This window comes from Aminobacterium sp., from assembly GCF_034926885.1.
Taxonomy (GTDB): Bacteria; Synergistota; Synergistia; order Synergistales; family Aminobacteriaceae; genus Aminobacterium.
This window is the reverse complement of sequence record NZ_JAYFQR010000014.1, coordinates 12896-34314: the sequence shown is the minus strand read 5'-3', so window position 1 is coordinate 34314 and position 21419 is coordinate 12896. Positions and strand designations below refer to the sequence as shown.

The window sequence follows — 21419 nt, the reverse complement described above, 5'->3', positions numbered from 1 at the left end:
AAAAATTCTCTCTCTGTTGAGACTTCGTTGAAAAATAGATTGAGCCTGGCTTTTTTTGTGGAGCCGGGCTTTTTATTTTTCATGGAGAAAACAGGCAGTAAAGTGTTCGTTTCCTCTGTCGACAAGTTCCGGAATTTCTTGGGAACAGCGATCCATGGCGAATGGGCAACGTGTGTGGAAACGGCAGCCCGTGGGAGGGTTAGCCGGTGAAGGGATATCACCTTCCAACGGAATTCGTGTTCCTCGCTGTTCAGGATCAGGAAGAGGAATAGAGGAAAGAAGAGCTTTAGTATAGGGATGCATAGAATTTTCAAAGATCTCTTCTTTTTCACCTAACTCTACAATTGTTCCTAGATACATTATGGCTATTCTGTCGGAAATAAACTTTACGACAGAGAGGTCGTGGGTGATAAAAAGGTACGTGAGATCAAATTCTTCCTTCAAATCTATAAGTTCGTTAAGAACCTGGCTCTGTATAGAGACGTCAAGGGCACTTACAGGTTCGTCACAAACAATAAACTCAGGTTTGAGAGCAAGAGCTCGTGCAATACCTATTCTCTGCCTCTGTCCGCCAGAAAACTCATGCGGATAACGGAATCGATGTTCTGGAAGAAGACCTGCCTTAACAATAACGTCGGTCACATACTCATCTAGTTCCTTCTTGCCTTTGACAATACCGTAATATTTAACGGCTTCTCCTACTATTTCCTGCACTGTCATGCGAGGATTAAGGCTTCCATAAGGATCTTGAAAGATGATTTGTATGTTTTTTCGAATTTCTGCAGGATTTTCCTTCAAAGTTTCTCCCACATCTTTACCTTTAAAATACACAGAGCCTTCAGTAGGCGTAAGAAGGTGCATAAGTGTACGCCCAGTTGTAGATTTTCCACATCCAGACTCGCCTACAAGTCCTAGTGTTTCTCCTTTTTTTATGGAAAAAGAGACGCCATCCACAGCTTTTACGTAGCCTACTGTTTTTTTAAAGACTCCCTTTTTTATGGGAAAGTATTTTTTAAGTCCTTCGACTCTAAGAAGGTCTGGGCTATTTTTATTCATTTTCTACACCTACCTTCTCAGAGTGGTTTTCGTAGAGCCAGCATCGAACAGCCCTATTATCTGAAAGATTATAAAGAGGTGGCTCTTCCTTAGTGCATCTTTCAAAGCATTGAGAACAACGGTTATGAAATTTACATCCAGATGGAAAGTTTAATGGGCTTGGCACGACTCCAGGAATAACGTCAAGACGCGTAGACTTCGTGTGAAGTTTAGGAATAGAGTTCAAAAGTCCTTGCGTATACGGATGTCTGGGATCTTTGAAAAGCGGAACAACTGGAGCTCTCTCCACAACTTTCCCTGCGTACATTACCACTACTTTTTGAGCCATCTGAGCAATAACGCCAAGATCATGGGTAATGAAAATAATGGCGGAATTCATTTTATGCTTGAGTTCGTTCATAAGATCAAGGATCTGTGCTTGAACTGTAACGTCAAGGGCCGTAGTCGGTTCATCTGCGATGAGAAGAGCAGGGTTGCACGCCAATGCCATTGCAATCATGGCTCTTTGTCTCATACCGCCAGAAAGTTGGTGAGGGTATTCCAGCATCCTTTGACGAGCAGAGGGAATGCTTACAAGTTCCAACAGTTCCACTGCTTTTTCAAAAGCAGCCTTATTATCCATTTTCTGGTGAAGTCGAAGTGGTTCCATAATTTGTTCTCCTATCGTAAAGACAGGATTAAGGCTTGTCATAGGTTCCTGGAAAATCATGGAGATATCATTCCCACGAACTTTTCTCATTTGTTCCTCTGAGTATTTAGTAAGGTCTTTTCCATCAAAGAGGATTGTTCCTCCAGCTATACGTCCAGCAGGACGAGGTAAAAGCCCCATAATAGAGAGAGATGTGACCGATTTACCGCATCCGGATTCTCCTACGATACCCAATGTTTCTCCTGGTTCAACGGAGAAAGAGACACCATCAACGGCTTTGACTGTCCCTGCATCTGTATCAAAGTATGTTTTTAAGTTTTTGACTGTTAGCAGTGTCATGTTTTTCCCCTACCTTTTTAAACGAACATCAAGGGCGTCACGAAGGCCATCACCTACAAAGTTGAAAGCGAGAACGGTGTACATGATCGCTAAGCCAGGGAATATAGCCCACCACCATTGTCCTGTAGTCAGATAACGCTGGCCTTCAGATATCATGAGTCCCCAACTGGGTGTAGGCGGTTGAGCACCAAAACCAAGAAAAGCAAGCCCTGCTTCTGTTGTAATAACTCCACCCATGCCTAAGGTTGCCTGAACGATTATTGGTGCAATAGCGTTAGGCAAAATATGCCTGAATATTATTCTTGACGTTGGCAAGCCGAGAGCTTTTGTTGCTTCCACATATTCTCTTTCTCGAAGTGAGATAAACTGTGCTCTGGCAACACGGGCAATAGGTACCCATGTCACAATACCAATAGATATGAAAATGACGATCATTCCTGGATTTTTAAAGACAGCAACGACGGCCAGAACGAAGAGAAAGAATGGAAAGGCGAATACTACGTTGATGACCCACGAAATAATATCGTCAACATAGCCACCGAAATACCCAGCCAATGCTCCGAGGGTTACGCCTACAACGAGAGACACGATGGTTGCAAAAATACCGATCTGGAGAGATATTCTGGCCCCATAAATAATTCGACTGAAAATATCTCGTCCGTAGAGGTCTGTTCCCATCCAGTGCTCTGCAGATGGCGCTGCAAGTTTCGCTTTAACTCCTTCTGTCCAAATAAGCTGTTTGGCCGGGTCGTGAGGAGCTATAAATGGTGCAAATATAGCTATACTGAGCAAAGCTATAACCATAAATAACCCTATCATTGCTAATTTGTTGCGGCGAAAACGAATCCATGCCTCATACCAGAGGTTTCCTGTCGTAGCTTTCCTTTTTTGTTTTTCTGCCATAATTTTTTCTCCTGTACGTCTAGTCGTAACGAATTCGTGGATCGAAGAAGCCGTAAGATATATCAACGATAAGATTGGCTACAAGAAAGATGATGGCCATGAAAATAACTGTTCCACGAATCATAGGGAAATCTCGAGCTATCAGTGCATCTACAGAAAGTCGGCCAATACCTGGCCATGCGAAGATGGTTTCTGTTAGAACGGCACCAGAAAGAAGAGACGCTATTTGAGTTCCTATAATGGTGATGATAGGAATCATGGCATTTTTCAAAGCATGTTTCATGATAATTATGTTTTGTGCCAAACCTTTGGCGCGGGCGGTACGGATGTAGTCTTGATTAAGAACTTCAAGCATGCAGGAACGAGTAAGACGGGCTGTTAATGCGGCAGGTCGAACACCTAATGTAATCATGGGAAGTATCAGATATTTGATAGATCCGTCTCCAAATCCTGCACCTGGAATCCAACCAAGGGTGTACGCAAAAATAAAAAGCAGAAGAAGCCCTATCCAGAAAACTGGGGCGCTTACCCCTGCTATGGCTATAAACATAGCCGAGTAATCAAAAACGGAATATTGTTTAACTGCCGAAATAATACCAGCCAATATACCGATAGTGGTTCCCAGAAACAAAGCACCAGCTGCAAGCTTGGCCGTAGCTCCAAAGCGGGTGATAATGGCGTCTAAAACTTTTTCATTTGTTCGGTAGGATGTTCCAAGGTCCCCTTTACATACTTGGGTAATAAAGCGGACGTACTGAACGTGAAGCGGAAGATCAAGGCCTAAATCCGCTCGAATTTTTGCGAGAGTTTCCGGGTCGCCACGTTGCCCCATCATAATCATGGCAGGGTCTCCAGGCACAACATTAATAAGAAGAAACACGACTGTTATAACGCCCCACACAACAGGGATTGTGTAAAGAATTTTCCTCGTGATGTACGAAAACACGATGATCCTCCCTTTCCGTTGTCAAATATGTTTGGATGAATAGTATGTAAAAGCTAGGTCAAGTACACACCCCCTATGTATGTTGATACATCATAAAATGATACTCGATTAAGTGATTTTATGATGAATTGAATCTTTTTAATCTTATACAGAGCGCACAAAATAAAGCAAATAAGAGTCTCTTTTTTAAAGAGACTCTTATTTGACGTTGTCTCTATTTTTTACAATTATATATCAAGGTTCCGTACTTCGTGAGCATGGGCAGTGATGAAATCTCGTCGTGGTTCAACTTTATCGCCCATCAGAATGCTGAAGTATTCGTCTGCGACCATGGCATCTTCTATTTCTATTCGTTTTAGAAGCCGGTTTTGCGGATCCATTGTTGTTTCCCACAACTGATCTGGATTCATTTCTCCCAAACCTTTGTATCGCTGCACTGATGCTTTCTTGGAGTCAGCCATAGAATCCATGATTTGGCGCAGCTCTTTATCACTAAAGCAGTAAGAAATATTCTTTCCTCGCTGAACCCGGTAGAGGGGCGGTTGGGCCAGGTAGAGGTGTCCTTTTTCAACAAGATCGTGCATATAGCGATAGAAGAAAGTGAGCAAGAGCGTACTGATGTGAGCACCATCAACGTCAGCATCTGTCATGATGATGATTTTATCGTAACGAAGCTTGCTGTAATCAAAATCTTCTCCTATGCCACATCCAAGTGCCTGAATGATAGTTCGTATTTCATTGTTACTTAAAACTTTATCGAGGCGTGCCTTCTCCACATTAAGAATTTTCCCTCGTAAAGGGAGAATGGCTTGAAAACTTCGGTCTCGTCCCTGTTTTGCACTTCCACCAGCAGATTCTCCCTCAACAATATAGACTTCACTAATATGAGGATCTTTGCTGGAACAGTCGGCCAATTTCCCAGGAAGGTTCATTCCTGTCATAGCCGTCTTGCGTACAAGTTCTCTGGCTTTTTTAGCAGCAGCTCGAGCTTGTCGAGCACGAAGAGCTTTTTCTACAACAGGTTTGAGCACATCTTGATGTTCGTCAAGGTATGTAATAAGACCGTCATATACAACGGAATCAGTAATACCTTTAATTTCACTGTTCCCCAGCTTTGTTTTTGTTTGTCCTTCAAATTGCGGGTTGGGGAGCTTGACAGAAAGAACGCAGGTAAGACCTTCCTTAAGGTCTTCACCAGAAAGGTTCTCATCTTTGTCTCTAAGAAGTTTCGCTCGTCTGGCAACTTCATTTATAGCTCGGGTCAAAGCTGTTCTGAAACCGGATACGTGGGTACCTCCCTCGACCGTATGAATCATATTGGCGAAGGCATAGATACGCTCAAGGTAGCCGTCATTATATTGGATTCCAAGTTCCACAGATGCCCCATCTTTTTCTCCCGAAATAACGATGGGATCGGCAAAAAGAGGAGTTTTCCCCTTATTGAGGTACTCTATGAACGTTTTAATACCACCTTCGTAATGGAATTCAATGATCTTTGATACCCGTCGATCTTCAAGTGAGATCATGAGTCCCGGATTTAAGAAAGCCATTTCCCGAAGGCGACCAGTTAATATATCCGTTGAAAATTTAACTTCTTCGAATATTGTAGCGTCGGGCATAAAACGAACAAAGGTTCCATTTTGATCTGTTGGAACGCCATCTGAGAGGTCAGTTACTGGTGTCCCCTTCTCAAAACGTTGGGTTCTAGCCAGTCCATTGCGATGGATAGTTATTTCCAGCCATTCAGAAAGGGCGTTAACGACTGAAATACCTACGCCATGCAATCCTCCTGACACTTTATAGGCCTGATTGTCAAATTTACCTCCGGCATGAAGAACTGTAAGTACAACTTCTGATGCAGGTCTGCCATTTGACGGGTGAGGTTCTGTTGGAATGCCTCGGCCGTTATCTTCTATAGAGACACTCTCATCCTCATAAATTACAACACTTATCTTGCTGCAGTAGCCAGCTATGGCTTCATCAATTGAATTGTCTACGACCTCGTACACGAGATGGTGAAGGCCTCTGGCCCCTGTGTCCCCGATGTACATGCCTGGACGTTTACGAACGGCTTGTAAGCCTTCAAGTACTTGTATATCTTTGGCCGTGTACTGTTTGGCCGGTGCTGTCATACGGAATCTCCTCCTTGGTGCTTTTGCTTAAAATCCAAAGCATTACGTCTTGATTCTTTTACGAAAGCGCGGTATCTTCTAGATAGGGTCTCTGGTTTAAACCCAGTTGCAACTACAGACCCATCTTTCGTATAAAGAGCCGTTTCGTCCCCGTGGCGAACGATGGCAATGATCTTACCTGCTGAAATGATTCCCTGACCTTCGAGGGGAATGAACACGGCTTCACACCCTTTCTTTTTCTAGTGTTGCAACCTAATTATTATACCAAATATGGTTGTCTCTTGCTTTTCTTGAGCTGCTGCGCTAGAGTAACAATTCATTTTTTGGAATATATTTTTAAGGAGGATATGTGGATTGAAAGGCGTTTCTCGTTTGGCTATAAAAAAATCTCTCATTCGTTTATTTTTGGCTATAAAGGGAGAGTGGCAGGCTTTTACTGCCGTAACAGTTGGAAATATATTAATGGCTCTTGGTTTTGTTATTTTTGTTTTGCCCAATCGTTTTCCTGATCTTGGAGTTTCAGGTATTGCTGTTCTTTCGAACTATGTATGGGGTATTTCTCCGGCGTGGGGTATCCTTATTGCCAATGCTGCATTAATGGCGTGGGGGTGGCGAGAACTTTCACCTCGTTTCGTTATTTGGACAGCGTATTCTGTTGTTCTTTTTTCTTTGTTATTGAAGGTTTTTGAGGTTATTCCTCTTCTAGATCTTGAAGATAAATTTATGGCGGCCGTCCTTTCAGGTGTTATAAAGGGTTTTGGAGCAGGATTGATTTTTAGGGCGGGTTCCTCTACTGGGGGGATGGATATTCCCGGAATGGCTCTTCGTAAACGATATGGAATAGAGATGGGGCAATTTTCCATTTATTATAATACAGTAATTCTGGCGTTATCTGCTTTTGTTGTTGGCATTCAGTCGTCAATTTACGGTGTTGTTGGTCTCTACATTTATGGCATTGTCTTAGATAATACAACTCGTTCTTTTGACCGGCGAAAACAGGTGTTTATCATTACAAGTCAGCCCTATGACGTTTCATCTTTTATTACGAAAGACCTTCATAGGGGGGTAACCTTACTCCGCGGAGAAGGCGGCTTTTCGGGGCAGGAACGAATAGTGTTACTGGCCCTTCTTGAACCACGTCAAATGGTGACTCTTAAACGCTTTCTGGGAGAAAAAGATCCCAATGCCTTTATGTCAATTAGCGATGCTTCAGAAGTTCTTGGTAAAGGTTTTAAGAGCTGGAAGGCCTTATAGAACTATTTCAACGGCCACGTACACTCTCGTTTAAAGGGACAGAGAGAACAGCGTCCTTCTATAGGCTTAAAGGGACCAGATATAGCGAGGTGTGCTGTCTTTCGAACTCTTTCTTCAAGGGCAGTCCAGTCTTTATTTGAAACGTGAACAGGCTCTTCTATTCCTTCTCGTAAGTGCCATAGGCCAAGAGAGATTTGGGATATATGAAGAGCCTTTTTCATTGCTAATGCGTAAAAAGCCAGCTGATCTTTGTACAAGTTTTCAGGTACGTGAGCAAGGGTTGTTATTTTGTAATCGCGAATGAAAAGAGTGTCTTTTTCCCTCCAAAGTAAATCAATAGATCCTCCCATAGTTGGACCTTCTGGCAAAGAGACGCGGAAAGGGAACTCCTTGCGGATTGTTGTCCTGTTTTCCCGAATCTGTTTAACCAAAGAACTCTCTTGAAAGGAGAAAAGCCAAGAATATACATCTTCTCTCGTGCGAGTTCTTTTCCAGACTGGCCTAAGCTCTGATGGTAATGTTTCTGCAAACTCAAGCCAATTTTTTTGAGGAAAGAAGGAATCGAGTGGTACAGATATAAAATCCCATCGAGAGAGGAGAATGTGTACCAAACTCCCTACGTCTGTTCCTCCCTCTGTCGAGTCATCGCTTGGTTGTTCCCATACGAGTTCTTGCCCTTGCCTGTGTTTTAGTCGAAAGGCGTAAGGGCAGTATTGGAAAAGAGCAAATGATGTAGCGCTTATTTTAGATAAAAATTGAGGTTCCGGTTGTGGAAGAGGTACGAAAGACGCTATGTTTTCTGTTGTTTCTTTTTGTAGCTTCACATTAATGACAGAAGGTGGTTCGTCATTGCAAAGTGGCAATCCGGGCTTCCATGTCAGGAGCATATTAAGCCATGATTTCTCAGAAATAGAGTATCCATCTTTATTTTGAGGAAGGAGACTACATAAAACCAGACTATCTCGTGCTCGTGTTGAGGCTACGTAAAAGAGACGTTGCCATTCTTCATATTCTTCTTGCTCATCCAACAGTTTAGAGAGAGACCATGCCAAGGGCGGATTGGAAGATTTTTCGTCAGGGAAATGCCTCAAGGCTACTCCCATTTGTTTGGAAGGCATGAGTCCCTTTTTTTCACCGTCACTGCTGCTTCTTTCCAAGCCCATAACGGCGAGAACGGGAAATTCCAATCCTTTAGCCCCATGAACGGTCATGACACGAATAACATCTTCATGTTCTCCTGATACTTCTGCTTCAGTTATTTTTTCTTGCTTTTCCACGGCATCACGAAGGTATCTTGCACAGCCTGGTAGACTTATTCCGATGGTTTCTTCAAATTCTCTGGCAATATCGATGGCTTTGCGTATATTGGCGGCTACACTTCGTCTCTTCCACGCAGGGAAACTAAGTAATGTTTCGTTTCCTCGGCCAAGGAAGGAGGCAAGTACCGATGATGGGCCAAGAAAATGAGCCATTAAACGCCATTCCTGAATCTGCTGAGCCAGATGAGGCCATTGTTGTTGAAAGGTCTTGTATCTGTATCCTTTTGTTGTTGTTTTGACAAGCTCTTGAACATCATCAAGGGATAGTGTCGAAAAGGGAGAAGAAAGAAAACTTATAAGATAGTTTTCGTTCTCGGGATCATCCAAAAGGTTAAGCAGTTCAATGATATCTTGTATTTCGCTTCGAGAGAAGTAACGGGTACTTCCTTCAAAATAAATGGGAATCTGAAATTCTTCGAAGAAAATCTTCTCGAGCAGAGGAAACCACGTAGTTCGAGAAGGGACAAGAATTGCCATATCTTCCCATTGCACAGGACGGAGACATTCTTGTTTTTTGTCCCAAATCGTGTGTTTATCATTATGATAACGAGAGAAAAGACTAGCGAGACGTCTAATTTGTCGAAGGCGCATATCTCCGACTTTTTCTTTCTCTTTTCCTTCTTCAAGGTAGATAACTAAAGGGTCGACGGTACATTGCTGACGAGTTTTATACGTGTCGAGATTTCTCGGAACGTCCAAAGGTTCAAAGGGCAATTGTAGGTTTTGCCCGAGTCCGTCTTTCCATATGGAAGCAAAAAGGTTGTTTACCTCAGAAACAAGGTTTTCCCTGCTTCTGAAACTTTTATTGAGAGCAATATATTCTCCTTCTCCGCTTTTGGCTTTTCTTATATACGAAGCAAAGAGAGAAAGATCAGCATGACGAAAGCGATAGATAGACTGCTTTACGTCACCTACAAGAAAAAGACGTTGATTATATCGTCTAACAGCCTGAATGAGACGATCCTGAAGAGGGTTCGTATCTTGAAATTCGTCAACGAGAATTTCTTTAAAACGGCCAGCATATGATGGACTCTGTTCAAGGGCTTCTATTGCATAACTGATCATATCGTCGAAAGAAAGCCTGTTCTTTCTAATGCGGAATTCATTCCAAATTTGCCAGAATACAGCAGCGATACGAAGCATACATATGCGTGAAAGCTGTTCGTCAGAATCAAATCCTGAATGAAATGCACTAAGCCATGGTTCGTCTTTTTTTAGGCGATTTCTGTACGGAGAGACTGCTTCTCCAAGAGATTCGGCAATTTCATCTGAAAGTTTTCCGCGAGCCCCTTTCAGCGTATCTATGAGTGAAAGTACAAAAAGCGGCATATCATGTAGAGAAGGTCTTTCACCCCATTGTTTCATTAAACTTTGAATGCGATTACTTAATTGACTTTTCCCTTTGAGTTCTTTGAGGTTATAAAAGATGCCGATATCAGGTTCCAGAAAACGAAGCCATTCTTTTTCCCATTTTTGATACAAGCTTGTCTGAGCTTGTTCTAGAGTGGACTGGTCTCTATCTGGAAGAACGTTGCTCCATTGCCAAATATCTTCTGGACCATATCCTTGGCTGGCAAAGAGGGCTAGGGATTGCCTAGCATGAGTTGTTACTGCTTCTGGCCCAAAGGCGTTAATAATATTCATGAAGAGAGGGTCTGTAAAGAGGGTCCGTACCCTTTCTGTCCATAAGGATGGCAGACCTCTCTGAAACCATTCTTTATTCCACTGATCGAGAGCTTCTTCTGCTTCTTTCCAAAAAATACTTTCCTGAGGAGGAGCGACAACTCCAGATTCTGGGTCAAGATGAGTAGCAAGCCCGCATTCTTTAAGCACTCTCATGGAAAAAGCGTGAATGGTAGAAATATACCCTTCGTCAATACGGTCAGCGGCATCTTGAAATAAGCTTCTATATGAGGGGTGTTTCATCCCTAGTTGAAAGAGCATATTTTTAATTCTCTCAGCCATTTCCAAAGCTGCTTTTTCGGTAAAGGTTAACGTAAGAATCTCATTAGTTGCTGCGCGGCCTGAAATAAGAGCCCAGATGAAGCGCCATGCGAGAGTCCACGTCTTCCCAGTTCCAGCTCCTGCGCTAACTACAACAAGGGGGGAATCAGAAGTTATTGCTTCGTATTGTCCTGGAACGGCCTCAGTCTGCTCTTTTATCTGTTCTTTTATATGTTGCGCAAGAGTGTTATTTGTCTTCATCTTTTTCTCCTTTGCTTGCAAGTTCACTTTTTCTACACATAAGATTGAGAGAGCAGTAGTGACATGCTTTTGAATCATAGTTAGGGGCATATATACCAGACCGAAGGCTTTGTGCCATATTGTTCAGCCCAACTTTTGTCGCTTCAATGAGATCTTCTAGTGTGTTTCCGTTTCGCGCATTTGAACAGCCCGTAATCTCTAGAATATCCTGTTCTTCGACAGCACCTACAATAGAAGTGTCACTATGACAGAGATAGAGAGTTCCTACTACGCGGAGATTGGGCATATGCGCAGGCAACGTTCCTTCTCCTTCTTGGATTGCTAGGGTATATGCAGCTAATTGGAGATTTTTATTGCGGCCGTTTCCGCTGCCGAGCTTATAGTCGAGAATAATAATTCTTCCATCATTGAGAAATTCCACCCTGTCGGCTCTACCTGTAAAAGGAACCCCATTTACACTGAGGAGGGGAAGATCCATTTCTCTATATTGTCTGTAGCGAAGCTTCTCCAGGCCATTTTCTTCCATGATTTGTTGAAGATCGGCCAGTTTTAAGGTCTGTTGCAGAAGTCGTTCATTATGTCTGGTAAGAGAGGATCTCTGAAGCAGGTCAGGATAAGCGTCCTCTACTATTTCTTCCCAATAACGGCGAGCAAGTAGGGAGAGAGATTCTCCTGTCTCTTCATATGTTTCCCATACTTTATTCCAAAGTTGGTGCAGCGTACTTCCGCTTCGTGCCAGATCCAGTCCTGAAGATACGGGTTCGTCTATATTGAGACAGTTGAGGTTCGCAAATCTAAAAGGGCAATCCATATATTCGTCAAGCTTGCTAAGCTGCCCTTTAGGAGATACTGGAACTTCCGTTCTTTCCTCAGGAAGGTAGCGTTGTCTGCCTGTATATGGGTAGGCATCTTCTCTGATCTCAACACCTTCAATAGCAGGCTCCTCTTTTTTAGGCAGAAGATGACTCAATGTTCTCTCGAGAGGAGGAATTTCTTCTTTTGAATAAATCCACTTTTCCGAGAAAGACTTTCCGATGAATGGAGAGGGCGGAAGAGGTTTCCCCGATCCGTCCGCAAGTGGAGAACTTATAATTATGGCCTTTTCTCCACAGGCCAACAGTCGTCTGAATAGAGCTTCTCTTTGTTCTCTTTTTTCTTTAAGTAAGGGAAGATGTCCCCGTTCTGTTCCCATCATTTCATGAAGTGTCATTTTATGATCATCAGGAAGAAGGGAGGATTCGCTTATTTTGCCGGGCCACATAGATGCAGTAGTACCAGGCATTATCCAAAGAGATTTCTGTGTAAGGACTGGCGGAGTCCCGACAAATAAAGAAAGTGTTCCCTCTATTGCCGCAGGGAGCCAGATAGTGGCTATAGAAGCCCAGTGATGTAAGAAAGAGATAGCTTCCGATCCTGAAAAATGTACCTTTCCTGCATTGCCTATTCGATCTTGGAGTTCTCCGAGACTTTCTACTTTTTGTTCTGTTTCACGTAATGCTGCCTGAAGACGGCGAACAGACTCATCAAGTTCCGGATGATCAATGACCCAAAGGGAGAGTTCGTTGCCCCAAGAAGGTGATTCTGCGGCTAGGGTGTATAGGGCGGAAAGCAAATCTGCTGGAGTTCCGCCTTTTTCCATGGTTTTGATAAACTGACACATTTTTTTAAATGAAAGAACACCTCGTTCTGGTGCTCTATGTTTTAGTAGGTCAATCCAGCCTCCCTCACTAAGACTGAATATGTCTGTAGGAGGCGGTGTCTGAATTTCCCTTCCCGCGAGGGATGGTTCACGAAGGATATTCCACGTTTCTTCAACAGGCCATTGTTTTTCACCAGCAGACCATATCCTTCGGGCCAAATCCCAGAGAGGAGTTTGTTCTACTGTAAGCCCCTCATGAATGGAATAAGGAATATGATATCGAGTCAATACTTCTTCTGCCAAAGCCAGACAAGGACTGTCTATAACCATGCCCATTTTCTGCCACGAGGTTGTAGAAGGAAGAATATTATGCTCTGTAATATAGCCTTTCTGGTTCTTCCACAATACAAGCTCTCGTGCCAGTGTTTCCATTTCCATTCGTGGAGATCCCGATGTAATTCGCAGGGCGTTCAGTGTCCCCGATGAGGGAAGACTTTCTACCAAGGCTCCGGGAAACTGATCTACTGTGGTGTAAAAATTATCTAAACCCGTTTGTGGTGTATATATTGTTATTGTTGCTCCTAACGAAGAGAGATGTGAAAGCAGATGTATCTGACTTGAATTAAAGCTTAGAAATCCAACAAATACGAAATGGCGATTAACAACCCATCGTAGCAGTGAAGAGGGACCCTCTTTGAGGAAACGAAGAGCTATAAGAGGAATTTGCGCACTATCTACAAGATGCCATCTCTCTAAATATTCTACGTAAAGGTGAAAAAGGTGACAGAGAATTCCTTCTGGTGTGTGAATATGGGGACATTTTTCTCGGTTACAATTACCACACTCAAGAGAGAGCCCCAATGTTTCTGGCGAAACAGCTTCTCGTAATAACTCTCTAAAATGGTCTCCCAATGTTGAAATAAAGCCGGTTTGCCACACTCCAGGAGGAAGAAGTGTGTTTCCTTTTTGACTTTCCAAAAAATCTTTAACGATATACCGAACAATGAGCCAGTGGTCAGGAGGATCAATTTGGCGAATGTAGTTATTTTGACCTCCTTCAGAATTGTCAGATATGAATGTTTCAAATTGGCGGATAAGATCATCCCATCGCCAAATAGCGGGAGCACTTTGTCCTGCCATATTGTGGGGAAAAATAACATCTTGCAATAATTTTCTATCTCTGCTCGTGGGAACAAAAAATATACAGGAAGGCTTTTGGGCTGCTAAATGAAGCTCTCTTTCAAGTTCTGAAACTTTTCGATAAAGAACTATACGAGGTGATACTGTCATAAAAAGCCCTCCCAATCATGTAATCATCCACATTTATTTTACCTCAAAGATATTTTTAATGGGGCAAGTCGTCTTATTCTGATCAATTATACATCAATGATGCTTATGCCCTTATGTTATAATCAAATTATTATACTAAATTTTAGAAGGGAGTTTTGATATGAAAAGTGAAAAATGGTGGAGAAAAATATTGTTTATGTTTACGTTGTCAGTTGTTCTTTTTAATCTAGCTTCTTGTGGTTTTTCCACAGAAAGTCCTGTTATTTTCCTTGATTTTAGTTGGGAAAGTGTTCAAGTTCATAACAGAATTGCAGCGTATATTATCGAAAAAGGTTTTGGACGGAGTGTAATTTATACGTTTGCGGAAGTTGTGCCTGGGCTTATGGGATTGGAACGAGGGGATGTTCATATTGCCATGGAAACTTGGGTAGACAATGCTGGTGAATTTTGGAAGAAAGCAGAGAAGCGCGGTAAGTTACGGTCTTTGGGGAAGAATTTTCCAGATGCTCCTCAAGGATGGTATGTTCCTACATATTTAATTAAGGGAGATCCAAATCGGGGAATTAAACCTATGGCACCGGATTTAAAAAGTGTAAAGGATCTGTCTCGTTATTGGGAACTATTTCGAGACCCCGAAAATCCTCAAAAAGGACGTTTTTATAACGGACCAACTGGCTGGAACGTAAGCGTTACAAACGAGAAAAAAATGAAGTCCTATGGACTGAATTCCCGTTATACTGTTTTCTATTGTGGTTCGGCAAGCGCCCTTGCCACAGCTATTGCATCTGCATATGAAAAAGGGAAGCCTGTTCTTGCATACTATTGGGAGCCCACTCCTATCTTGGGAATGTATGATATGACGAAATTAGAAGAACCTCCTTATGATGAAAAAGTATGGAATACATCTGGAGGATGTGACTTTCCTGCTTCAAGGGTTTTAAAGACTATAAACACGGTGTTTGCTGAGGAAAATCCGGAGATAGAAAATTTTCTTATAAAATATGAGACGACTATGGGTGAGACAAACACCTTTTTAGCATATATGAAAAGAGAAAGTGCTTCTTCTTTTGAAGCGGCAGTTTGGTTTTTAAAGCATTATTCGGAACGTTGGCATCAATGGCTTGATGATCCTCTCGTGATCAAAAACGTAGAAGATGCGTTAAAAAATGAAAAAATATAAATATTTTTGTTCGAAAGAGAGCCGCTTGCCGGCTCTTTCTTTTTCCGATTTAAATAAAACTTGTCAGTTGTTTTCCATGTGGAGCAAGCCGTTTCTCTCTTCTAATGAAATAGAAACGACTCAAAAAGCGGTGAAAAATTTTTTGCAATCGCCAGAGAAGGGACCTTTTTTGCAAAAGATGCTAGAACAACGTTTGACCGAAGAAGAGTCTTTTCTTGAAAATCTCCCTTATTGGGAAAAATGGTATTTAAAAGCGAGAGATCCTTTGCCTATATACAGTAATCCTTATTATGTCTTCAACGATTCTTCAACTTCATATAGCTTATCTCTATGTGATAGGGCAGCGAAAAGTGTTGTTTCATTTTTGCGTTTTCGAGAAAACCTGTTGCAAAATCCAGAAATAGAATGGGATGAGCGAAATCCTTTAAGTTTGGAACAATATAAAAATTTTTTTTCGACAACGAGAATTCCTGGACTCAATCAAGACTTTTTAAAATCACCTTGGAGCTCGAATGGAGAGGTTACCACAAAAGAGTCTCATATTATTGTAATCTTTAAGGGTAATTTCTATAAGGTTGATGTTCTTTCTGATAAGGGGGACATTAGGGACACTAAAGAATTAAGTGGTGTTTTTTTATCTATTTTGCAGAGTTTCTCTGAAGGAGATGTGTCTACAGAAAGAATATCTTCTCCAGCACTTCTGACAACCCTTCCTAGAACGTATTGGTTCTATTGGCGAAAACGGCTTTTACAGGTTGATTCTCAAAATATTCATGTCATGAATATTTTGGAGAAAGCTCTTTTTGTTGTTTGCTTAGAAGATCATCCACTCTCTCACACAATGAATGTGTGCAGAAATGTTTGGCATGGAAAAGGAGGAGATCGATGGTTTGATAAATCTCTACAGTTAATTATTGGTCCAGGATATAGAGGGCTTTGTTTTGAACATTCAGGTTTGGATGGAGCTGCGGTCACTCGATTAGTTCGATGGGTTACTGAAGATGAAAAGGTTATCTTTCCACGAGGAGTTATGGTGGGAACACTGGCAAAAAAAGTTTCGTTTATTCTTGATTCCTCACTATGTAAAGCTATAGAAAAAGCTGCAGCACATTTTGACTCAATGATAAAAGGAACGTCTTTAATCGTTAGAGATTTTCCTTCTTTTGGATTAGAGGATATAAAAAAGCATTCTCTTAGCACAGATGCTTTCGTTCAAGTGGCTATTCAATCAAGTTTTTTTAAGAGCTTTTCCTCTCTCCCTCATGTTTTTGAATCGGTTCATCTTCGTCACTTTCGAAAGGGACGAACAGACGGAATGCGCCCTGTTACAAAAGATTCTGTTCTCTTGGTTAAGAGAATGAGAGAAGGGTATAAGAAAGAAAATCTAAAAGAGTTGTTACAAAGAGTTTCTCAGTCTCATCGAGAAAGAATTGCTATGTATATGAACGGTTATGGTCCGGAAGCTCATTTATCTTTGCTCTACGAAGTGTGGAAAGAAAATTCCAAGGATGGGAAAATGCCTGATATATTCCAATCCCCAGGCTGGTTACATTTTACTCAAAATGAAATTACCACAAGTACGACATTACCTACTGGTCTTAAAGCAGCAGGGTATGGGCCAGTAGAAGAGAAAGGCTTTGCGGTTCGTTATCTCAGGTATCCTCATTCTCTTCGGTTTAGTTTTTCATCTCGATGTAGCGAAGAGGTTCGTCTGAAGATTTTTATTGAAAATATGTTTTCTTCCCTTGAGGAAATGATGACTTGGCAGATATTCTAATATATACTATTGGGGGTATTCGTGAGGAGGGGTAGAGTGAGAAAAATAGTCTTATCAGTAATGCTCGTATGCAGTCTCTATATTTTTTCGACAGGGTCAGTTCTTTTTGCTTTGGAAGCGCCACAAAATACTTCAGAGCTTACCTTTGCTTTTTCTGATCAGGCACTGGAGTTTTTGCAGCGTTTGCCTCAACCTCTGTATCTTGATTGGGGATATTACAGAGGTATTTGAGGAGAAGATGCATCGGCTCTCGTGAAGAGCCAAAAACCGATTGATCCAGAATCTTTCGTTCTCGTTTCCCATGGCGACGTTATGCTGTGGGTACGAAATAGTATGAAATTCAAAGATAATATTATTACTCTCGAATTACTCGAATTTCGAGGTAATAAAATTTTGATTAGTAAATCGGTCCTTTACGATTAAAGTTTAATAGGAATGACCAATCTTCCGGTGTTTCCTTTGTGTAAAAGGAAACACCGGAATTTTGCTTTTTTCTTTTTCTTAAGGTACGATTCTTTAATATCTAAAAATTTTTGAGTCAAGCAATTTTTTTGACAAGGTGGAATTAACGTGATAAAAGCTGTCGTTTTTGATTTTGATATGACTTTGGCTGATAGCAGTTATGCAATTACTGATTGCACCAATCGTTTGGCACAAGAGCACGGATTGCGTAAGGTAACGAGAGAAGAGGTCTTGAAGACTATTGGTATGCCTATCCGAGATTCTTGGCTTCAGCTTTGGGGAGAGTTTAAAGAAGAATGGCTTACTCAGTATAGAGGATTTTTTGTAGAGCAGGAATATGCTGGAATTCGGCTTTTTCCAGGCACAGTCATGCTCTTGGAATCTCTTCGCAATAAGGGAATTCGTCTTGCAGTGGCATCGAATCGCCAAAATGCACGTCCGGTGGTAGAGTCTCAAAAACTTGATGGCTTTTTTGAGCATATTATCGGTATTCAGGATGTAGAACATCCTAAGCCTGCTCCTGATATTTTGCATAAAAGCATGGAACTTTTAGATGCTGCTCCTGAAGAAATATTCTACGTAGGGGATACAGACCTTGATATGATGACGTCTGTTGCTGCTGGAGTTCGTGGAGTTGGTTTGACTACTGGTAATTTCTCGTCCCACGAATTAAAAAATTCTGGTGCTTATTATACCTTCGATAAAATAGAAGACATACTTACTCTTTTTTAGAGGTTTGTTAAGGATATGAAAGAAATAGAGAGAAACAGCCTTTATAGCGGATTCAAGGCAGGTATTCCTATTGTCATTGGGTACATACCAATTGGCATGGCTTTCGGACTTTTAGCTCGTAATGTAGGGGTATCTTTTGGTGAAAACTGCCTTTTTTCTATCCTTGTTTTTGCAGGAGCAAGTCAATTTATGGCGTTGGATCTTCTCAGGGCCGGGATAGCCACAGGAGATATTATTTTGGCAACCTTTCTTCTGAATTTGCGCCATATGGTTATGGGAGCTTCATTGGCAGCTCGTCTCAAAAATGTAAATAAGAAGTGGCTACCATTTATAGCCTTTGGCATTACAGACGAAACTTTTTCTGTAGCTTCTTTGCAAGGTAAAGAGCTGTCTCCTTTTTTCTTGATGGCATTAAATGGGGTGTCTTACGCGGCGTGGATAGCAGGAACTGCATTGGGGTATGCTGTCGGTACTGTTTTGCCCGAGACTGTTCAGATTAGTTTGGGAGTAGGACTGTACGCTATGTTTACTGCTATTTTGATTCCGGAAATAAGGAAATCTATGACGGCTCTTTGTTTAGCTGGCTTCTCCGGTTTGGTTTATTTTATTCTTGACGCTTTGGAATTTTTCCCTGATGGCTGGAAGCTTATTACAGCTATTATAGTTGGTTCTTCGGCCGGTCCTTTTCTTTTGAAAGACTCTTACGAAGGAGAAAAGATATGAAAAGTTCTTTGCCCCTTATTATTGGAATGCTTATTGTGACGTACATTCCAAGATTTTGCCCTTTTTGGATATTATCCCAAAAGACCATATCTCCTTCGATGAGGAAGTTCCTTTTTGCCATTCCCTACACTGCTCTTGGAGTTCTTATTGTTAGAGGCGTAGCAGAATCTTCTTCTGAGATGGTAATTCCCACATTAGCTGGCATTGGTACGGCAGCTATCTTCTCATGGTTTGGAAGGGGATTGATTTTCTCTGTATTGGCGGCTATTTTTATTACCTATGTGACGCTATGTTTAAGTTAACAGTGTCATTTTTTGATTTTTAGAGGTGAAGTAATGAAAAATAAATCGAATAGGTTAATCAATGAAAAAAGTCCGTATTTACTTCAACATGCTCATAATCCAGTAGATTGGTATTCATGGGGAGCTGAAGCCTTTGAGAAAGCTAGAACAGAGGATAAACCCATATTTTTGAGTATCGGATATTCTTCATGTCACTGGTGTCATGTTATGGAAAAGGAGAGCTTCAGTGATGACGAAGTTGCTAACCTCCTGAATGATGCTTGTATTTCTATAAAAGTGGATAGAGAAGAACGTCCGGATATTGACCATGCATGTATGGCCGTGAGTCTTATCATGAATGGGAGTGGCGGATGGCCCTTAAATCTTTTTCTGACGCCAGATGGTAAACCTTTTTTTGCGATATCCTATGTTCCCAAACGGACGTCTGGACAGATTCCAGGTCTTGTCGATATAGTTCCACGTGTTAAGTGGCTTTGGCTTATGCAAAAGCAAAATGTAATTCAATCAGCAGATAGTATTTTAGAAGCTTTGAAAAAGGGAATATCAAACCAAAAAGGTTCTTGTCCGGGGCGAAGTGTCGCAAAAGAAGCATTTAAAGGATTGTGTGAGAGTTTTGATCCTTTGTGGGGAGGATTTGCGGATTCCCCCAAATTCGCGATGCCTCATTCTCTTCTTTTCTTACTTGAATATGGGAAGATGTTTAAAGAGGATAAAGCTTTTGAAATGGTGGAGCGAACACTAGAGACGATGGCTATGGGGGGAATACGAGACCATCTCGGTGGAGGCTTTGCCCGCTATTCTATTGATAGGGAATGGAAAGTTCCTCATTTTGAAAAGATGCTCTACGATCAGGCTCTTCTCCTTTTGGCTTATGCCTCGGCATGGGAAGTAACAGGCCGAGAAATGTATAAAAATGTAGCTTTTGATATAGCTTCATATGTGTTGCGAGATTTACGCTCTCCTCAGGGAGCTTTTTATGCTGCCGAAGATGCCGATAGTGAAGGAGTAGAAGGGCGTTTTTATGTGTGGTCGGAGAAGGAAATACGGGAGATATTGCCGCCAGAATCATTGCCTCTCTTCCTAAATGCGTACGGCATTCAGAAAAGTGGGAATTATAACCATCCAGTTACTGGACGACGAATGGGCGATAATATTCTCGCTCTTTCTGCCCCTATTCCTCAATTGGCGGAAAAGTATGAGATCGACTTGCAAACGTTAGAAAAAGAGTTAGCTGCCTCTCGTCATTTGCTTCTTGACGCGAGGAATAAACGTTCTCGCCCTCATTGCGACAAAAAGATTCTTACAGATTGGAATGGCTTGATGATTGCTGCTTTAGCGTTCGCGGGACGAATTTTTAAAGAACAACGTTTTATTGATGGGGCTCAAAAAGCAACGGAGTATATTTTATCTAAGGCTGTTCATGTAGAAAAAGGAATCTATCATAGCGTTGTGGACGGTAAAGGATCTGTTTCTGGTTTCCTCGACGATTATGCTTTTTTGATCTGGGGACTTCTCGAATTAGAAGAGGCTACAGGAAAGCCAGTCTATGGTGAGCGAGCAGTAAAACTTTCTGAGCGCATGGATTCTCTCTTTTATGACGAAAATAGTGGTGGCTATTTTATGACCTCTGAGAAAGATGAGTTGCTCTTTTTCAGACCCTTGGAAGCCGAAGATGGTGCTGTTGTTTCAGGTAACTCTGTGGCTATGATGAACTTATTGCGTATGCACCAAAGAACTGGGAAAAAGGAACATCTTCAAAAGGCTCGATCTATAGGAGCTGCATTTGCGCAAAACGTTCAGCAGAATCCAGTACTCTACACCCATTTTCTTACTGCAGTTCTCGACTTTTAAAACTCAGGAGGCTCGTGTCTCACGAACCTCCTGAGTTTCTTTACTTTCCGTTGTTTTTGTTCTTTTTTCTTACATAAATTGTATAAATAGAAGCGATAGAGAAGCAGAAAATAACAGCAATAATTGTTACGGTGTGAAGATATTCAGTTACCAATTCTTTATTATTTCCTACCCAATATCCCACAAAGGCCAGTATTGTTACCCATATGCCTGACCCTATAGCAGTAAAGATACAAAAGGGAAATAGAGGCATTCTAGATAGCCCGGCAGGAAGAGAAATATATTGTCGAATCCCGGGAAGTAAACGCCCTATAAGAGTACTGATGTGTCCATGTCGTACGAAAAAATGTTCCGCTTTATCGAGCGTTGATTCCTTTAGAAAGAAGTATTTCCCATATTTATGGAAAAAGGGACGCCCAAATCGGAGAGAAATCCAATAATTGAAGAGGGCTCCGAGAATACTCCCCAGTATTCCCATTATGATAACAAGTAAAATATTCATTTCGCCGATTGAAGCTAAGTAGCCTGCAGGTGGTATTACAACTTCACTTGGGAAGGGAAAAAAGGAAGATTCGAGAAACATAAGGCATATGATTCCGAGATATCCAAGATGTCCAATAGTTGTGACGAGCCAAGATACGGCAGTTTCAAGCATAGAGT

Annotated in this window: 18 protein-coding genes; 9 read left to right on the top strand and 9 right to left on the bottom strand. The window is 41.7% G+C overall.

Going from position 1 to position 21419, the window contains the following annotated elements; translation table 11 throughout:
* Nucleotides 1–72: 72 nt before the first annotated feature.
* From VB083_RS06145 to VB083_RS06120, 6 genes are all read right to left on the bottom strand, one after another.
* Complete coding sequence (locus tag VB083_RS06145; protein ID WP_213691043.1) at nucleotides 73–1056, bottom strand: ABC transporter ATP-binding protein; 984 nt, start codon at nucleotides 1054–1056, stop codon at nucleotides 73–75.
* On the bottom strand, nucleotides 1049–2044 hold the full coding sequence (locus tag VB083_RS06140) for an ABC transporter ATP-binding protein (RefSeq protein ID WP_213691044.1): 996 nt from the start codon (nucleotides 2042–2044) through the stop codon (nucleotides 1049–1051). Before VB083_RS06140 ends, VB083_RS06145 begins: the two co-directional genes overlap by 8 nt.
* Nucleotides 2045–2053: 9 nt before the next feature.
* A complete protein-coding gene (locus VB083_RS06135) occupies nucleotides 2054–2947 on the bottom strand; it encodes an ABC transporter permease (RefSeq protein WP_213699299.1) in 894 nt (297 codons plus the stop codon).
* 19 nt (nucleotides 2948–2966) lie between these two features.
* On the bottom strand, nucleotides 2967–3893 hold the full coding sequence (locus VB083_RS06130; RefSeq protein ID WP_213691046.1) for an ABC transporter permease: 927 nt from the start codon (nucleotides 3891–3893) through the stop codon (nucleotides 2967–2969).
* Nucleotides 3894–4120: 227 nt separating this feature from the next.
* On the bottom strand, nucleotides 4121–6025 hold the full coding sequence (gene gyrB / locus VB083_RS06125) for a DNA topoisomerase (ATP-hydrolyzing) subunit B (protein ID WP_213691047.1): 1905 nt from the start codon (nucleotides 6023–6025) through the stop codon (nucleotides 4121–4123).
* The gene (locus VB083_RS06120) at nucleotides 6022–6243 is read right to left on the bottom strand and encodes a hypothetical protein (protein WP_213691048.1); all 222 of its coding nucleotides are present in this window, start codon (nucleotides 6241–6243) and stop codon (nucleotides 6022–6024) included. Before VB083_RS06120 ends, gyrB begins: the two co-directional genes overlap by 4 nt.
* A 136-nt stretch (nucleotides 6244–6379) precedes the next feature.
* Here VB083_RS06120 and VB083_RS06115 point away from each other — a divergent pair, with 136 nt between their 5' ends.
* Nucleotides 6380–7279, top strand: a complete 900-nt coding sequence (locus VB083_RS06115; protein WP_323401870.1) for a YitT family protein — start codon at nucleotides 6380–6382, stop codon at nucleotides 7277–7279.
* Nucleotides 7280–7281: 2 nt separating this feature from the next.
* On the opposite strand, the gene VB083_RS06110 is transcribed toward VB083_RS06115, so the two are convergent.
* Both VB083_RS06110 and VB083_RS06105 read right to left on the bottom strand, forming a co-directional pair.
* Entirely contained in the window at nucleotides 7282–10803 is a 3522-nt protein-coding gene (locus VB083_RS06110) for a UvrD-helicase domain-containing protein (protein ID WP_323401869.1), read from the bottom strand.
* Complete coding sequence (locus VB083_RS06105) at nucleotides 10790–13732, bottom strand: PD-(D/E)XK nuclease family protein (RefSeq protein WP_213691051.1); 2943 nt, start codon at nucleotides 13730–13732, stop codon at nucleotides 10790–10792. Before VB083_RS06105 ends, VB083_RS06110 begins: the two co-directional genes overlap by 14 nt.
* A gap of 160 nt (nucleotides 13733–13892) precedes the next feature.
* Between VB083_RS06105 and VB083_RS06100 the strand changes: the two genes are divergently transcribed.
* From VB083_RS06100 to VB083_RS06065, 8 genes are all read left to right on the top strand, one after another.
* Nucleotides 13893–14912 carry an ABC transporter substrate-binding protein gene (locus tag VB083_RS06100; RefSeq protein ID WP_213691109.1) on the top strand — a complete coding sequence of 340 codons (1020 nt, stop codon included), beginning with the start codon at nucleotides 13893–13895 and terminating at the stop codon, nucleotides 14910–14912.
* Nucleotides 14899–16689, top strand: coding sequence for a choline/carnitine O-acyltransferase (locus tag VB083_RS06095; protein WP_323401868.1), 1791 nt, complete (start codon nucleotides 14899–14901; stop codon nucleotides 16687–16689). Before VB083_RS06100 ends, VB083_RS06095 begins: the two co-directional genes overlap by 14 nt.
* A 36-nt stretch (nucleotides 16690–16725) precedes the next feature.
* Nucleotides 16726–16920, top strand: coding sequence for a hypothetical protein (locus VB083_RS06090; protein WP_213691107.1), 195 nt, complete (start codon nucleotides 16726–16728; stop codon nucleotides 16918–16920).
* 21 nt (nucleotides 16921–16941) lie between these two features.
* Nucleotides 16942–17112 carry a hypothetical protein gene (locus VB083_RS06085; RefSeq protein ID WP_213691106.1) on the top strand — a complete coding sequence of 57 codons (171 nt, stop codon included), beginning with the start codon at nucleotides 16942–16944 and terminating at the stop codon, nucleotides 17110–17112.
* Nucleotides 17113–17259: 147 nt separating this feature from the next.
* Nucleotides 17260–17883, top strand: a complete 624-nt coding sequence (locus VB083_RS06080; protein ID WP_213691296.1) for an HAD family hydrolase — start codon at nucleotides 17260–17262, stop codon at nucleotides 17881–17883.
* A gap of 15 nt (nucleotides 17884–17898) precedes the next feature.
* The gene (locus VB083_RS06075; protein WP_213691297.1) at nucleotides 17899–18606 is read left to right on the top strand and encodes an AzlC family ABC transporter permease; all 708 of its coding nucleotides are present in this window, start codon (nucleotides 17899–17901) and stop codon (nucleotides 18604–18606) included.
* Nucleotides 18603–18908, top strand: a complete 306-nt coding sequence (locus tag VB083_RS06070) for an AzlD domain-containing protein (protein WP_213691298.1) — start codon at nucleotides 18603–18605, stop codon at nucleotides 18906–18908. The genes VB083_RS06075 and VB083_RS06070 overlap by 4 nt, the downstream gene beginning before the upstream one ends.
* Before the next feature lie 33 nt (nucleotides 18909–18941).
* Entirely contained in the window at nucleotides 18942–20759 is a 1818-nt protein-coding gene (locus VB083_RS06065; protein WP_323401867.1) for a thioredoxin domain-containing protein, read from the top strand.
* Nucleotides 20760–20799: 40 nt separating this feature from the next.
* Here VB083_RS06065 and VB083_RS06060 read toward each other — a convergent pair whose 3' ends face one another.
* Nucleotides 20800–21414, bottom strand: coding sequence for a DedA family protein (locus VB083_RS06060; protein WP_213695934.1), 615 nt, complete (start codon nucleotides 21412–21414; stop codon nucleotides 20800–20802).
* Between the last annotated feature and the right edge of the window lie 5 nt (nucleotides 21415–21419).

Coding starts and splice junctions, on each gene's coding strand:
- VB083_RS06140 (WP_213691044.1), bottom strand. CDS start 2,044: ATGACACTGCTAACAGTCAAAAACTTAAAAACATACTTTGATACAGAT.
- VB083_RS06105 (WP_213691051.1), bottom strand. CDS start 13,732: ATGACAGTATCACCTCGTATAGTTCTTTATCGAAAAGTTTCAGAACTT.
- VB083_RS06070 (WP_213691298.1), top strand. CDS start 18,603: ATGAAAAGTTCTTTGCCCCTTATTATTGGAATGCTTATTGTGACGTAC.
- VB083_RS06075 (WP_213691297.1), top strand. CDS start 17,899: ATGAAAGAAATAGAGAGAAACAGCCTTTATAGCGGATTCAAGGCAGGT.
- VB083_RS06065 (WP_323401867.1), top strand. CDS start 18,942: ATGAAAAATAAATCGAATAGGTTAATCAATGAAAAAAGTCCGTATTTA.
- VB083_RS06110 (WP_323401869.1), bottom strand. CDS start 10,803: ATGAAGACAAATAACACTCTTGCGCAACATATAAAAGAACAGATAAAA.
- gyrB (WP_213691047.1), bottom strand. CDS start 6,025: ATGACAGCACCGGCCAAACAGTACACGGCCAAAGATATACAAGTACTT.
- VB083_RS06095 (WP_323401868.1), top strand. CDS start 14,899: ATGAAAAAATATAAATATTTTTGTTCGAAAGAGAGCCGCTTGCCGGCT.
- VB083_RS06060 (WP_213695934.1), bottom strand. CDS start 21,414: ATGCTTGAAACTGCCGTATCTTGGCTCGTCACAACTATTGGACATCTT.
- VB083_RS06100 (WP_213691109.1), top strand. CDS start 13,893: ATGAAAAGTGAAAAATGGTGGAGAAAAATATTGTTTATGTTTACGTTG.
- VB083_RS06135 (WP_213699299.1), bottom strand. CDS start 2,947: ATGGCAGAAAAACAAAAAAGGAAAGCTACGACAGGAAACCTCTGGTAT.
- VB083_RS06145 (WP_213691043.1), bottom strand. CDS start 1,056: ATGAATAAAAATAGCCCAGACCTTCTTAGAGTCGAAGGACTTAAAAAA.